We start from the raw sequence: 15,104 nt of genomic DNA, 5'->3' as shown, positions 1-15,104 counted from the left end.
CACAGCATTTGTGCGGGCCTTTTGTGTTTTGCGGCCGATAAGCCTATATGCGTTACTGAAGCATCGGGAGTGTAAGTGGTAAAGGTGGTCCGTTTTTTTGGGGTGGCTGCCCAGCCTCGTTCCCAGTTCCCCACCCATAGAGCAGATGAGGGCTTGCAGATTGACGTGTCGATTGCAAAACGCCCGGCAACCCGGTAGCTGGAAGGCAACGACCGGGGTCATCTTCTGCAGCTTCCTGAACGCTCTGCTCAACTGGCTATTTGACTTCCTGAGAAGGCGCGTTGAAATGCTCCTGAATGACCTGCTGGAGTTTTTCGCGGGTCAGGGGCTTGGTCAGGAAACCGGCAATGGGCAGGTTCTGCATCTGAACTACATCCTGGGGATTCAGGGAGGTGGTGAGCATGATGATGACCACAGCAGGATTCTGGGACGGGGGGCGCTGGGCATACGCTTGCAGAAACTCGACACCGTTCATCCGGGGCATTTTCATGTCGAGCAGAATCAGGGCCGGGCAGGTGGGCGCAGTATCTTGCCCGCAATGCTCCTGCAGCAACTCCAACGCCTGCTGACCATCGGTTGCGACCAACACCGTATCGGTAATGGCCATGCGGCGCAGCAAGGATTGGTTCAGGAAGTTGGTCGTCTCGTCATCGTCAACGAGCAGGGTGCAGGAGACGGAAGCCATGCAGGAAAGGATGAGAAAGAAGGAAGACGCTAGGTGTGGCTAGCTACAGCACTGGGAAAGTGTACGTAAAAAGTGGCACTGGTACTGACCTGATTCCATATTTCGCTATGACCACCGGCACCTTCACATTGCTTTAACCCTTGACGCTGAACATGCCGCGGCCCTCCCCAAGGCTGTGAAAGAGCTCAACACGTCGGGCAACCGCGCTAGTTAAGCCAACTCGATTTCTTTGCCGTTGCTCTGCATTTCCTGAACCGTAAGTCCTGAATACCAGGCCTGCACCTCGACGCATGGCGGGCCGGTAGTCTTATTCCGCTCCACTCCTCCTCGGAGGAAAAGAGGAACGCACTACTCGACAAGCGCAAACCCGATTCTTCGAAACCTGATCCGCGTGACAGCGGCTTTCGGTTTCCTGCCGCAGCACCGATGCGGGCCTTTTTTGGGCTGGTTGCGTAAGAGAAACTTCGAATTGGTCCCGTTAGCTTTGCTCCCATGAAAAGATTGGCCCTACTTCCGCTGCTCTTCGGCCTTACGGTTTCGGCCCTGGCCCAAACCACGCCGCCGGCTACGCAGGTGGTGGAAGCGTCCTGCGGACAGTGCCGCCTGGGCCTGCCCGGCAAGGGCTGTGACTTGGCCGTACGCATCAGTGACAAGGCGTATTTCGTCGACGGCACGTCTATCGATTCGCACGGCGACGCCCACGCCAACGACGGATTCTGCAATGCCATTCGCCGGGCCGAGGTGCGCGGACAAGTGGTCAAGAACCGCTTCGTGGCTACGCATTTCCGCCTGTTGCCTGACTCGGTGGCCACCGGCCGCTAACCTATGCTGCCTACCAGCCACCATTTGCTGGCCCATCTGCAGCGCCCCAAGGAGCAGCGCACCGGCGCCGTGCTGCAGGCGCAAACCAACGCAGTGCTACTCCGCGGTAGTGCGGCCGATGCCCGGCCTTTGCTAGCGCAGTACCTGCAGCAGCCGTTTGACTTCGATCATTCCCGCTTGTTGCCCGTGTTCGAGCGGTTCGGCGACGATAGTTTCGCCGAGGCTTTGTACGAAGCTTGCTGCCCGGCTGGCGAGCTGCACCCTGATGCGCCGCCGGAAGTACTGACCACCATTGCCCAGCTCGGCTACGCGGCCATCAAACCCCTGCTGGTGCGCTACGCATTCGGCCCGGTGTGCTACTACGAAGCCAAGCACGCCGCCCTGGGTCTGCTGCACTTCGATTGTGAGGAGCTAGAGCCGACCATCCGGGAAGCCATCGAAGCCACTTATGGCAAAAACCTGTTTCCCGAGTTCGTTCCGGCGCTGGTAAGCAAGCTGCCCGAGCGGGCGGAAGTGTTGGCGAAGCTGTACGAATCGGGCACGGAGTACTGCTCCACCTACTGCAACGCGGGCATCCTGCTCGGCTTCTCGCTGTGCGGGTCTGATGGGGCTGCCTATTTCAAGCAGGCCCTGTTCAGTCCCGCTTGGGAGGCCCACGGTAGCGGCACTGGTACGCGCACTTACGCCTACCACGGCCTGCGCACTCTGGGCCTGACCTTCTGCGGTCTGTACACCGATGTACGACAGATAACCGACCAAGCCGCGCAGGCCCACGCCCTGCAGGTATTGCTTGCGCTACTCGATCTGCATGTCAGCCCTTATTCCCTGCGGCTTCCGCCCACCGAATCATTTGCTGAACTGTACCCAGCCCTGTTCGACTGGGAGACGCCCGATACCCGCAACAACCTCGTGGACCTGGCGGACCGATTTGGACTGGAGGACGATGCTTACCGGATAGAGCAGCTCATGGAATTGCGCCTGCAGCAGGAAGTATTGCTCAGCAACTACCAGCGCTAACACCGTCTGCCTTCCAGCTCACTCTTATTAGCCTAGCAGCGCCTGCCTGGCCAGGAGGTGCTTGACTGTTGCTACCCTCTTCAAAGCTGTCTACGCGGCAAATTGACTTTCCTATCCTCAACTATCCACGGCCTAGTATCCCACTAATTGGTGGGCCTAGACAAGTGAGGGTGACAGTTATTGAAAATAAGCTTTTTACAGGCTGTATAATTCCAGCTTATCAGTACTTTACCCCCACCAAACCAAACACCTTACCACCGTTCTATTCATGAAAAAAAACCTACTCCTGTGGGCGGGCTTACTATGCCTGTCCCCTACGCTCCAGGCCCAGACCGAACCGGGCCAGAGCACTAGTACAGAGGTGCCGTACGCGGCCGCTTTTGCCAATGCTTACCAGCAATACCCGGTAATTCCACGGGGCATGCTCGAGGCCGTCGCGTACACCCAAACCCACATCCGCCACATCGAGGCCACTGAGCCGACAAGCTGCACGGGCATGCCGCTGCCGTCGGGAGTAATGGGACTATTTGCTGACGGGCGAGGCTACTTCCGCGAGAACTTGCGCCTGGTAGCCCGGCTTTCAGGCATCAGCGAAGAACGCATCAAAAACGACCCAAGCAGCAACATTTTGGCCTACGCTGCGGCCTATGCCAAGCTGGCCGAGGAGCGGAACCTGACCTCCGAAGATCCTGCCCGCCACCTGCCCGTGCTGATTGCCCTGAGCGAACTGCCGCTGGAAAAAGACGCCGTGAACGGCTATGCGCTGGACTCGCACCTGTACAGCGTGCTGACGTTTCTGAACAAGGCTGAGAATCAGCAGCGCTACCGCTTTCCCAGCTACCAACTCAATCTGCCGGTCATCTTTGGGGCCAACTACCGCATTCTGAGTGCGGGCACTACGCAGGTCTCCGAGCGCAGCGTGGAGGCCGACGGGCAGCAGTACGACCCGGCCGGCTCCACGTACTCCGTTACGACTTCCACCGATTACGGCCCGGCCCTCACCAATTTCACGACCTGCAACTACAGCTCACGCAGTGGAGTGGCCGTCACGCACTACGCGGTGCACACTGTACAAGGCTCGTATGCGGGCTGTATTTCATGGTTTAAGAACTGCTCGTCCAGCGTTTCGGCGCACTATGTAATCCGCTCCAGCGACGGGCAGGTGACGCAGATGGTGGCTGAATCCAACAAGGCCTGGCACATCGGCTCAGAGAATCCTTACACCATCGGGACGGAGCACGAGGGCTACGTAAACGATGCCTCGTGGTACACCACGGCTATGTACAATAGCTCGGCGGCGCTGGCGCGCGATATTGTGGGCAGCGGCTACGGCATCAGCGGGTTGCGCACCTTCTACGGAGCAGCCACTACCGGCACTTTCAGCACGGGTGCCTGCGTCAAGATCAAAGGCCACCAGCACTACCCGAACCAGACGCACACCGACCCCGGCGTGAACTGGGATTGGGAGCGGTTCTATAAGCTCGTCAACAACTCGCCAGCCGCGACTTCCTACTCCGCCGCTTCGGGCACCTTGTACGACGCAGGCGGCAGCGCTGCCAACTACCCCAACGACGTGCGGCAGTGCCAGCTCATTGCACCGACCGGCGCCACCAGCGTTACCCTAACGTTCAGCAGCTTCGACCTGGAAAGCAACTACGACCACCTGCTGGTGTACGACGGTTCCAGCAACCAAGCGCCGCTGATCGGCAAGTACTCGGGCACCACCAACCCTGGAAAGCTTGTGGCCTCTTCGGGCAAGATGTTCTTGGAGCTGCGTAGCGACTGCGCCACCACGCGCCCCGGCTTCGCGGCCAGTTGGACCTCGAGTGGCGGTGGCTCCTCTTGCCCCACCGACAGCTACGAAGCCAACGAAACGCTGACTGCCGCGGCGGGCATCGGGGTGAACGTGAACAACACGGCCTACGTGTGCCCGGCCGGCGACGTGGACTGGTATAAGTTTTCGAGCACTACCACCAACGACGACCTCAAGGTAACGCTCACCAATCTGGTGGCCGACTACGACCTGGAGCTGTACAATGCCAGCGGCACGCTGCTGTATTCTTCCACCAATCCCAGCTCTAACTCGGAAACGATTATCTACAACAGCGCGCCTTCGGCCACTTACTACGTAAAGGTGTACGGCTACAACAGCGCCAACAGCACCACGGCCTACACGCTGCGCGTTTCCACGCAGTCGACGCCCTGGCGCACCACTGCTGCCCCGACCTTTGCGAGCAGCAAGACGCAGCCCGAACAGCCCCTCGTGAAAATGACCAACCCCGCCGAGGCTGGCGGCAAGGTCTGGCTCACGGCCACGGGTTACGAAGGCCCGGCTGAGCTACTGCTGCGCGACACGCAGGGCCGGCCCATCGGGGCGAGTAGCAACCGTGAATTCAGGGCCAATCACTCGCTGGAGTATGCCCTGCCGACCAATTTGCGCCCCGGCGTGTACGTGATGACGGTACAGTTGCGCACCCACGTGCAGTCACTCAAGCTGCTCGTTCAGTAGCCTTTTTTGGTTTTCTCCGACCCCAACGGCCCGGTCTGCTTAAAGCAGGCCGGGCCGTTGCTTTTGGCTGCCTTGCCCGGCGGGTGCAGTCGGTTTAGGTAGCGCTTTTCTTTGCTAATTGTCCTAGGCGAACATGGCTGCACTTGTGCGTCGGACCTAGCCTAGCTTCCGGGGCATTACTTACACTGGTTTTATGGATGATTATCAACTAGCCGCAAACGCTTTCGATCAGCAGGCCGCCGCGTATCAGACCCGGTTCATGGAGTTGGACCTGTACAACGACACCTACGAACTCTTCTGCCAACAACTCAGCAAGCCAAGAGCCCGCGTATTTGAGATTGGCTGCGGCCCCGGCAACATCACCCGCTACCTGCTCGCGCGGCGCCCTGATTTTCAGATCGAGGCCATTGATTTTGCCCCCGGCATGATTGCCCTGGCCCGCCAGAACGTGCCTGCAGCGACTTTTGAAGTAATGGACTGCCGGGTTATCCATCAGCTTGCCGGCCCGTTCGACGGCATCGTGTGCGGCTTCTGCATGCCTTACCTCTCGCGGCCCGACTGCACCAAGCTGATCCAGGATTGCGCCGGGTTACTGAGTACAGGCGGGCTGTTCTACTATAGCGTCATCGAAGGCGACTACGGTCAATCGGGCTATGAAACCAGCAGCAATGGCCAGCACAAAGCCTACGTGTATTACCACCAAGAAGAATGGCTCGGGAAAGAACTGGCGGCTTCGGGCTTGAAGCAGCTGCACACCGAACGCAAACTGTTCTCCAAAGCCGACGGCTCTGCAGCCATTCATTTGATCGGCTTGGCCTGCAAACGCTGAGGTCTAAGCAGGAGCAGCCAAGCAAAAAAAAGTTAAACTAACACTTATAATAGCATTACTATTATTGCTTATTTGCGCCCCGTTAGCACAGCTCGCCGACAGCGGGCCCGTGCTGGGGTGCTGCGCATAAGCCGCCGTACCCAGCATTGGCCGACTAGGAAGAAGCTTGGTGCCCGCCATTTTTTCCGCTTTTGCATGGATTCGCAGCTACTCCTCTCCAACCTTACCAACCCGACCCTACTGTTCTTCGTGCTGGGCATCGTGGCCACCACCGTCAAGAGCGACTTGGAGATTCCGCCGCACACCATCAAGTTCATCTCGCTTTACCTGCTTTTCTCCATTGGATTTAAGGGCGGGCAGGAGTTGGCGCACAGCCCGTTCAGCACCGAAATCCTGTATTCCCTGGGCTTTGGGCTGCTCGTTGCTTCGCTGATTCCTTTGTACACGTTCTTGGTGCTGAAACGGCGGCTGAGCATCAGCGACGCGGGTGCTGTTGCGGCCGCTTACGGCTCGGTTAGTGCCGTCACGTTTGTGTCGGCGGTGTCATTTTTGGAGGCGCAGCAACTCTCCTTTGGGGGGCACATGGTGGCCGTAATGGCGCTGATGGAGGCGCCGGCCATCATTGTGGGAGTCATCCTGATGATGCGCTACGAAGCACCCACCACGCTGTCGGAAGCGCCCCAAACCAATCTGCTCGGTATTGTGCAGCACTCGTTTACCAACGGCAGCGTGCTGATGGTGCTTGGCAGCCTGCTGATCGGGCTGATTGCCGACACCAAACAGGCCGATGGTATCAAGCCTTTCACTACCGATATTTTCAAGGGCTTTCTAGCCATCTTCCTGTTGGAAATGGGCATGGTTACGGCCCGTCGCTTTTCGGCCTTCACCCGCTACGGCCGCTTCGTGACGGCGTTTGCGGTGCTGGTGCCGGTCCTCAACGGCTGCCTGGTGGCCGCTGCCAGCCATGCCGTAACCGACAGCGTGGGCAACCGCTTCATTTTTGCCATTCTGGCGGCCAGTGCCTCTTACATCGCCGTGCCAGCCGCCATGCGCCTGGCCGCGCCCAAAGCTGACCCTGGCCTGTACATCCCGATGGCTCTGGGAGTCACGTTCCCTATCAACATTACTGTGGGCATGCCGCTGTATTTTGCCGTAGTGCAGCACTCATAGATTTTTACAGCCCTCCGTTGTAATCTATTGGTACAGGACATGATGTCTCCATAAGCAGTAAGCTTTCGTTTTCCGCTTTACCAGGTTTTAAGATCAACCGCTAAGTATCTACACCAACTGGTGGACGAGCGAAGCGCAGAAGCCACCAGTTTCACCCTTCCTACAGTTGGAGAGGATACTTAGCGGTTGCGTTGTTGACTAATTATGGTGACAGTGTTGCAGGCGGAAGTAAGCCCCTAATAATTCTGGATGCGCGGAAGTTGCAACTCATGAAGTTCTACTGTTGTCTATGCTTGGATATGCATTTTGGGGCTAGCGGGTTCCTTCGGTTAAATCCCTGCGCTTGTTCCTCGTCCAACCACCAACCGACTCATGAGAAGCCTTTTCACTCCCCTTGCCTTACTGCTGCTAGGCGGACACGCGTATGGCCAAAGCGCCATCAAAACGCTGCCTTACCCTAAAACCCGGAAAGTAGACACCACCAACGTGTACTTTGGCACCCGCGTACCCGACCCGTTTCGCTGGTTGGAAAACGACCAAGCCAGCGACACCAAAGAGTGGGTGCAGGCAGAGAATAAAGTAACCCAGAATTATCTGGGCCAGATTCCTTACCGCGACGCCATCCGGAAGCGCCTTGAAACGCTCTGGAACTACGAGAAGTACGGCGCGCCGTACAAGGAAGGCAAGTACACCTACTTCTCGAAGAATACAGGCCTTCAAAGCCAGTCGGTGGTGTACCGCCAACAAGGCAACGGCACGCCGGAAGTATTTCTCGACCCCAACACCTTCTCCAAAGACGGCACCACTTCACTGGCTGGCATCAGCTTCACAAAGGACGGCAGCTTGGCCGCATACCAGATTTCGGAGGGGGGCTCCGACTGGCGCAAGGTGATTGTGTTGCGCACCGATAACAAAACCATCGTGGGCGACACACTGAAGGACGTGAAGTTTTCGGGCTTGGCCTGGCGCGGCAACGACGGCTTCTATTACAGCAGCTACGACAAGCCGAAGGCGGGCAGCCAGCTGGCCGGCAAAACCCAGATTCACAAGCTGTACTACCACAAGCTCGGCACGCCCCAGAGCACGGATAAGCTGATTTTTGGCGGCGAGCAGAAGCCCCGCCGCTACATTGGCGCCTACCTCACCGAAGACGAGCGGTTCCTCGTCATCAGCAGCGGCAACACTACGGCTGGCCGCGAGCTGTCCATTCAGGACCTGAGTAAGCCGGGCAGCGCCATCGTGCCGGTAGTCGACAATGAGAAGAGCATCGTGAGCGTGCTCGATAATGTGGGCAGCAAGCTCTACATCGAAACCAACCTGAACGCGCCCAACGGCCGTGTGGTAACCGTGGACGCGGCTAACCCCACACCCGCCAACTGGAAAGACCTGATTCCGGAAACTCAGAACGTGCTGAATGCCACCACCGGCGGCGGCAAAATCTTCGCCAACTACCTCAAGGACGCTACCTCGCTGATCGAGCAGTACGACATGAATGGCAAGAAGGAGCGCAGCATCGCCCTGCCTTCGGTGGGCACGGCCGGCGGCTTCGGCACCAAGAAAGAAGAAAAGGAAACGTACTACACCTTTACTTCCTACATCTACCCGCCCACGATTTTCAAGTATGACATTGCCACTGGCAAGTCTACCGTTTGGAAGAAGGCCGGCGTGCAGTTCGACCCCAGTAAGTATGAGTCGAAGCAGGTATTTTATAACTCCAAGGACGGTACACGCGTGCCGATGATTATCACTTACAAGAAAGGCACGGCCCTGAACGGCAAAAACCCCACGCTACTCTATGCCTATGGTGGCTTCAACAGTAGCGTAACGCCCAGCTTCAGCACCTCCAACATCGTGCTGCTCGAAAACGGCGGCATCTATGCCGTAGCCAACCTGCGCGGCGGCGGCGAATACGGCGAAAAGTGGCACGTAGCGGGTACCAAGATGCAGAAGCAGAACGTGTTCGACGACTTTATCGCGGCCAGCGAGTACCTCATCAAGAACAACTACACGTCGAAGGACTACCTGGCTATTGCGGGTGGCTCGAACGGCGGCCTGCTGGTAGGCGCCGTGATGACGCAGCGCCCCGAGTTGTTCAAAGTGGCTTTCCCGGCCGTGGGGGTCATGGACATGCTGCGCTACAACCAGTTTACAGCTGGTGCGGGCTGGTCGTACGACTACGGCACGGCCCAGGACTCCAAGGAGATGTTTGAGTACCTGTACAAGTACTCACCTTATCACGCCCTGAAGCCAGCCTCTTACCCCGCCACCCTCGTAACCACTGCCGACCACGATGACCGCGTGGTGCCGGCGCACTCCTTTAAATTTGCCTCGCGCCTCCAGGAGATGCAGCAGGGACCTGCTCCGGTGCTGATTCGTATTGAGACCAATGCCGGTCACGGCGCGGGCCGTTCCACAGCCCAGGTCATCAGCGAGCAGACCGATAAGTGGGCCTTCATGTTCCAGAACATGGGCGTGCCCTACAACATTGCCAATTAATCTCAGCAGCGAGTACCGCTGAAAGATAAGCCGCACCTGCTGCGGCCATGCACAGAAAAGCCTCGTTCGGAGTAGAACGAGGCTTTTTTTATGTGTAAAGTAGGCCGGTTAGGGTGGGTAGTAATTCAGCCGGCTTACGCCCTAGTACTCAGATCTTCATTACTGCCATGCAGTGGCCGTCGGGTGTGAGTTGTGAGAATTCCTGACAAGACATTTGCACGCTTTTCGGAAAGGAAGCTAAAGAAATATCACTGCCACGATTCAAGAAGCTTTGTTTGGTATTCTAAAGATGAAACCGGCAAGTGAATGCCGCGATAATGTGCCGCTTCTGGGCGGATGAAACAATGGTAATCAACTCCCAGCAATACCTGCGTTTAGATTGAAACTTAGGCGAGAATCGGATCCGTACTACTTAAACTTAACGATGACCAAGCGTAACTCTAAAAGCCATATGTTGTGTAAAATGCGTGAGTCCTTACAGACTGCGCGCGGTCGACCTCGCTCACCAAGATCGGCAGAATTATCACCTAATAAGCCTGCACTTTCGCGGGGCTTAAGGGAGACTTTGACTTGCGAATAAGGCAACGCTTGCTCACATCTTCTAGCACAGCCCAGCGTAATGCGCAGCAAAGCGCCGTCTGATTCCGCAGTTACACCTTTGGCCTCAACTCAGGGTCGGTTTCTGCTGTTGAGACGGTGACGCCCGACAGCTCGTTTTGTCCTTTCCATTCCGCTGCTGTGCCCGTATGCCATCCATCCGCCTGACTCAGCTTATCCATGTGGTGCAATACCTGCTGCAAGGCCTGCTCATGGCCGTGGTGGTGCTGTGGTCTGGCCGAGGCATGAGTAGCGGCGCTCTCGGCCCCACCCCGTCGCTTGGGCCGTATATTCTGCTGGCAGCGTTGCTGGTACTGATGGTGGGCAGCAGCCTGTACACGCTGTCGCGCTTTCTGCTGCCCGATCTGCGGCGGCCCATTCGGGAAAACCGGCGCATCTTTCGCTCCCGCCTGATTCTATACAACAGCATGCTAGGCCTGCTGGCACTGCCGCCGCTGCTGCTTTTCCAAGCTACCCACGACCCCACCAACCTATTCTATTACGGCCTGCTACTGATGGGCCTAGCCGCGCTTTCCTGGCCCACAGCCCGCGGCTACCAACGCTGGCTGCTGTCAAAAGCCCGGTAAAAGCCCAGCAGCGCAGCCCCAACCGGAACCATGACCAAGCCCAGGCAACCAGCACGCATGTCTACCGTTTCGCCTAACTAGCTTCTGCCCAACCGCAACTTCCCCTTCCGCATGGCCGCTACCACCCTCCCCGATTCCCTGCTGCTCAACGGCCGCCAGTACCGCTACGCTGAAATTCAGGAATACCCCGCTCACGCTGGCGGCGAAATAAATGGCTACGAGGCGCGGGTGCTGGACTTTTGCCGTGAGTGGCTGAACGGCGCGCAGGAATTTGTGCTGACTACCTCGGGCTCCACGGGCACGCCCCAGCCCATCACGCTGCGCCGCAGCCAGCTGGTAGCCAGTGCCCAGCGCACCATGGATTACTTGGGCCTGGGCGTGGGACACCGCATGCTGGTGTGCCTGAATTGTGAGTTTATCGGGGGGCTGATGATGCTGGTGCGGGCACTGGAATACGGCTTGCACCTTACCATCACCGAGCCTGTGGCCGACCCGTTTGCTGCGCTGCCGCCCGATGCGGAGTTTGATTTTGCCTCATTCGTGCCGCTGCAGCTACGAGCGGTGCTGGAGCACGGCCACGCCCCGCGCCTGGCAGCTATGAAGGCCATTCTCATTGGCGGCGCAGCCGTGGACCACTCGCTTACGCAACTAACCCAAGACCTACAGGTGCCGCTCTACCACACGTACGGCATGACGGAAACCTGCTCGCACATCGCGCTGCGCCGCCTGAACGGCCCTGAAGCCTCGCCCTTTTACCGCGTGCTGCCGGGCCTACACGTGGAGCAGGACAAGCGCGGCTGCCTGGCCATTCGGGGCGATGTAACCCAGCAGGAACTGATTCAGACCAACGACCTCGTGCGCTTCGCCGAAGACAATCACAGCCTGTTTGAGTGGCTGGGCCGAGCCGATTTCGTCATCAACTCCGGCGGCGTGAAAGTACCCGCTGAAAAAGTCGAGCAAGTGCTTGAAGTAGCCCTTGCCGAGCTGGGCCACGGGGGGCGCCGCGCTTTCGTGACGGGCTTACCCGATGAGCGCCTGGGCCAGCGGGTAACCGCCATCGTGGAGGGCGAGGCGCTGGGCGAAGCGGAGCAGGAAGCCGTGCTGGCCTTGCTGCGCGAGCGGCTGGGCCGTTTTGAGCTGCCGCGGGCGGTGCATTACGTTACAGCTTTTGCCCAAACAGCCTCCGGCAAGTTGGACCGGCGCAGCACGCTGAGCGCTTTGGGTCTATAGGGCGACACTGGTTTTGGCGCGCCAATTGCGGTTCGGCGGCGAATGCGTTGCTTTGCAACGACGTCCCTCCCCCTCTTTTGTCCCGTTCAATGAAATATGCTTTCCTGCAGCCCACTGCCTGGCTGCTAACCCTGGGCATGGCCGGCTGTGCCGGCTCGGCCGCCACTACCCAAGCCCCTACCGAGACTGCCACCAGCTCAACGGCCGCAGAAGCTGCCCCAATGGCCACCCAAACCGCCACCGAGGCTGTCAAGGACCAACCCTTTCAAGTAGTAAGCGAGCAGTTTGCCGACTTGCGCATGCTGCGCTATCAGGTGCCCGGCTTCGAGACGCTGGAGCCCAAGCAGAAAGAGTTGCTCTACTACCTGTACGAAGCTGCCCTGGCGGGCCGGGATATCATTTACGACCAGAACTACCGCCACAACCTACGTGTGCGCCGCACCCTGGAGGCCGTGTGGGAAACCAATCAGCAGCGCATGGCCGCTACCACCAACACGCAGCAGGTAGACCAGGCCCAGAAGTTCAACGTGTACGCCAAGCGCGTGTGGTTCTCCAACGGCGTGCACCACCACTACAGCACCCGCAAATTCGTGCCGGAAACCTCGCGCGAATACTTCGCCGAGCTGGTGCGCAGCGTCGATGCCAAGACGCTGCCATTGCAGCCGGGCGAGTCGGTAGATCAGTTTATCGCCGCCATCACGCCTGTCATTTTTGATCCGACGCTGGACGCCAAGCGCGTAAATCAGGAAGCCGGCCAAGACCTGGTGAAGACCTCAGCCAACAACTTCTACCAAGGACTGACGCAGAAGGAAGTTGAGGATTATTACGCCAAGAAAATCGACAAGAAGGACACAACGCCTATTTCCTACGGCCTGAACTCGCGCCTCGTGAAGGACAAGTCGGGCAAGGTGGTGGAGCAGGTGTGGAAAGTGGGCGGGCTGTACGGCCAGGCCATTACGCAGGTGGTGTATTGGCTGAGCAAGGCCGTGGACGTGGCCGAAACGCCCGAGCAAAAGCTGGCTTTGCAGAAGCTGGTGCAGTACTACAGCACCGGCGACCTGAAGGTGTGGGACGATTACAACATCGCCTGGGTACACGACACGAAGTCGCGCACTGACGTGGTGAACGGCTTCATCGAGGTATACGGCGACCCGCTGGGCTACCGCGCTTCCTACGAGTCGGTGGTGTCGTTCAAGGACTTGGAAGCTTCCAAGCGCATCAAGGCCATCGGCGACCAGGCGCAGTGGTTTGAGGACAACTCGCCCATCAAGCCCGAGCACAAGAAAAAGAACGTGGTGGGCATCACGGCCAAGGTCATCACGGTAGTGATGGAATCGGGCGAAGCATCTCAGTCCCAGCCTATCGGCATAAACCTGCCCAACGCCAACTGGATTCGCAAAGAGCACGGCTCGAAGTCGGTGAATCTAGGCAACATCGTGGAGGCCTACGACCAAGCCAACGCCGGCGGCTCGCTGGACGAGTTTGCTTTCGACGAGGCCGAAAAGCAGCGCGCCCGTCAGTACAGCTCGCTGGCCGGCAAGCTGCACACCGACATGCACGAGGTAATCGGGCACGCCTCGGGGCAGATCAACAAAGGCGTGGGCACGCCCAAGGAGACGCTGAAGAGCTATGCTTCGGCCATCGAGGAAGGCCGCGCCGACCTAGTGGCGCTGTATTACGTGATGGACCCCAAGCTGGTGCAGATGGGCGTGATTCCCTCCTTGGAAGTAGGCAAAACGGAGTACGACGGCTACATCCGCAACGGCCTGATGGTGCAGCTCACGCGCCTGCCCTTGGGCGAAACCGTAGAGGAAGCGCACATGCGCAACCGCCAGATGGTGGCCAAGTGGGTGTACGAAAAGGGCCAGAAGGACAAGGTCATCGAGAAGGTGACGCGCGACGGCAAAACCTACTTTAAGATCAACGACTACGAGAAGCTGCGCGGCCTGTTCGGACAGCTCTTGCGCGAAACCCAGCGCATCACGAGCGAAGGCGACTACAACGGCGCGAAGAACCTCATCGAAAACTACGGCGTGAAAGTAGACCCGGTGCTGCACAAGGAAGTGCTGGCCCGCTACCAGAAGCTCAACATTGCGCCGTACCAAGGCTTTATTCAGCCGCGGCTGGTGCCGGTGGAGCGCGAAGGCAAAATCGTGGATGTGAAGCTGGAGTACCCAACGGACTTTGCGCAGCAGATGCTGGAGTACGGCCGCAAGTACTCCTTTCTGCCCCACGTGAACTAAGCACTGCTCACGCTACCTCAGCAAAAAACGCCAGCCACTGCCGTGGTTGGCGTTTTTTTTGCACCCTGGGGCAGAGGTTCAATTGTCGCACCATTCACTATCCGCATGAAATCACTACTACTTGCGCTGCTCCTGCTCGGGGCCGCCCCTGCCCTGCGGTCCGCCGCCCAATCGGCCCCGTCTCAGGCGGTGGCGCCAGGGCCTTACGAATACTGCACACTGATTTGCGAAGGACGTGTGTCGGGGCCGGTGAAGGTGGTGTACGCCGATGGCCGGGGGCGCCGGTCCTTGGGCGACGATACGCTAAATAGAAGCGAGAAAAAGGCCGGTCTGCAGCAGTTCAACTCCAACATGGATGCTTTGAAATTCATGGTGGACCAAGGCTGGGAAGTGCAGCAGCAAGCGGTGCTTCCGCCCGAAACGGGCACCTTGTATGTCGAGCTACACTATTTGCTGCGGCGTCCCAAACCGCAAGGGTAAGCAGACGCACTATTTTTTCGTTTCTTCGCTTTTCCTCCGCCAACTCCACCGTATTATGAAAAACCTCTTCTCTGCCGTATTCGCGCTGCTGGCCGTAGCCTTGCTGGCGCCGACCTCCTTGGCCCAAACCCGCAGCCAATCTCAGCCCTCGCCTGAAGCCGTTCGCTACGAATACTGCGAGGTGCGCGTGGTGGAAAAAGACATATACGCCGACTTTGGCTACGGCTCCGAGAAGATGGGCGGCCCCGAGCTGTCGAAGCTGGAAGTAGGCAAGCTTCAGGTATTTACCACGCCCATCAGCGCCCTGAACTACATGGGCTCCTTGGGATGGGAAGTATTGCAAGTAGTGCAAAGCGGTTCCCCCATCATCAGCAAACAGGGAACCACCGGCAACCGCTATTATGTGCTGCGCCGCCCCCGCACCTCCACTGGGGTAAAC

The 15,104-nt window shown here is 58.4% G+C and carries 12 protein-coding genes; 11 read left to right on the top strand and 1 reads right to left on the bottom strand.

The window, feature by feature from the left end:
- Positions 1–256: 256 nt before the first annotated feature.
- The gene (locus AC5FXY_RS20685) at positions 257–685 is read right to left on the bottom strand and encodes a response regulator (protein WP_493558627.1); all 429 of its coding nucleotides are present in this window, start codon (positions 683–685) and stop codon (positions 257–259) included.
- A gap of 492 nt (positions 686–1,177) precedes the next feature.
- Here AC5FXY_RS20685 and AC5FXY_RS20680 point away from each other — a divergent pair, with 492 nt between their 5' ends.
- The 11 genes from AC5FXY_RS20680 to AC5FXY_RS20630 all read left to right on the top strand — a co-directional run.
- A complete protein-coding gene (locus tag AC5FXY_RS20680; RefSeq protein ID WP_493558626.1) occupies positions 1,178–1,507 on the top strand; it encodes a DUF6370 family protein in 330 nt (109 codons plus the stop codon).
- Between the two features lie 3 nt (positions 1,508–1,510).
- A complete protein-coding gene (locus AC5FXY_RS20675; RefSeq protein ID WP_493558625.1) occupies positions 1,511–2,524 on the top strand; it encodes a hypothetical protein in 1,014 nt (337 codons plus the stop codon).
- Positions 2,525–2,792: 268 nt separating this feature from the next.
- Positions 2,793–5,033, top strand: a complete 2,241-nt coding sequence (locus AC5FXY_RS20670) for an N-acetylmuramoyl-L-alanine amidase (protein WP_493558624.1) — start codon at positions 2,793–2,795, stop codon at positions 5,031–5,033.
- A gap of 193 nt (positions 5,034–5,226) precedes the next feature.
- Positions 5,227–5,862, top strand: a complete 636-nt coding sequence (locus tag AC5FXY_RS20665) for a class I SAM-dependent methyltransferase (RefSeq protein WP_493558623.1) — start codon at positions 5,227–5,229, stop codon at positions 5,860–5,862.
- A gap of 195 nt (positions 5,863–6,057) precedes the next feature.
- On the top strand, positions 6,058–7,032 hold the full coding sequence (locus AC5FXY_RS20660) for a sodium-dependent bicarbonate transport family permease (protein ID WP_493558622.1): 975 nt from the start codon (positions 6,058–6,060) through the stop codon (positions 7,030–7,032).
- 372 nt (positions 7,033–7,404) lie between these two features.
- Complete coding sequence (locus AC5FXY_RS20655; RefSeq protein WP_493558621.1) at positions 7,405–9,528, top strand: prolyl oligopeptidase family serine peptidase; 2,124 nt, start codon at positions 7,405–7,407, stop codon at positions 9,526–9,528.
- 746 nt (positions 9,529–10,274) lie between these two features.
- Complete coding sequence (locus AC5FXY_RS20650; RefSeq protein ID WP_493558620.1) at positions 10,275–10,712, top strand: hypothetical protein; 438 nt, start codon at positions 10,275–10,277, stop codon at positions 10,710–10,712.
- Between the two features lie 111 nt (positions 10,713–10,823).
- Positions 10,824–11,942 carry an AMP-binding protein gene (locus AC5FXY_RS20645; protein WP_493558619.1) on the top strand — a complete coding sequence of 373 codons (1,119 nt, stop codon included), beginning with the start codon at positions 10,824–10,826 and terminating at the stop codon, positions 11,940–11,942.
- Between the two features lie 89 nt (positions 11,943–12,031).
- Entirely contained in the window at positions 12,032–14,185 is a 2,154-nt protein-coding gene (locus AC5FXY_RS20640) for a dipeptidyl-peptidase 3 family protein (protein WP_493558618.1), read from the top strand.
- Positions 14,186–14,290: 105 nt separating this feature from the next.
- Positions 14,291–14,665, top strand: coding sequence for a hypothetical protein (locus AC5FXY_RS20635; protein ID WP_493558617.1), 375 nt, complete (start codon positions 14,291–14,293; stop codon positions 14,663–14,665).
- A 55-nt stretch (positions 14,666–14,720) separates the two neighbouring features.
- A partial coding sequence (locus AC5FXY_RS20630) for a hypothetical protein (protein WP_493558616.1) occupies positions 14,721–15,104 on the top strand: 384 nt, incomplete at its 3' end.

This window comes from Hymenobacter sp. FMD4 (assembly GCF_058932745.1).
Note: the sequence above shows the minus strand (reverse complement) of the source record. Positions and strands in the feature narration are given on the sequence as shown.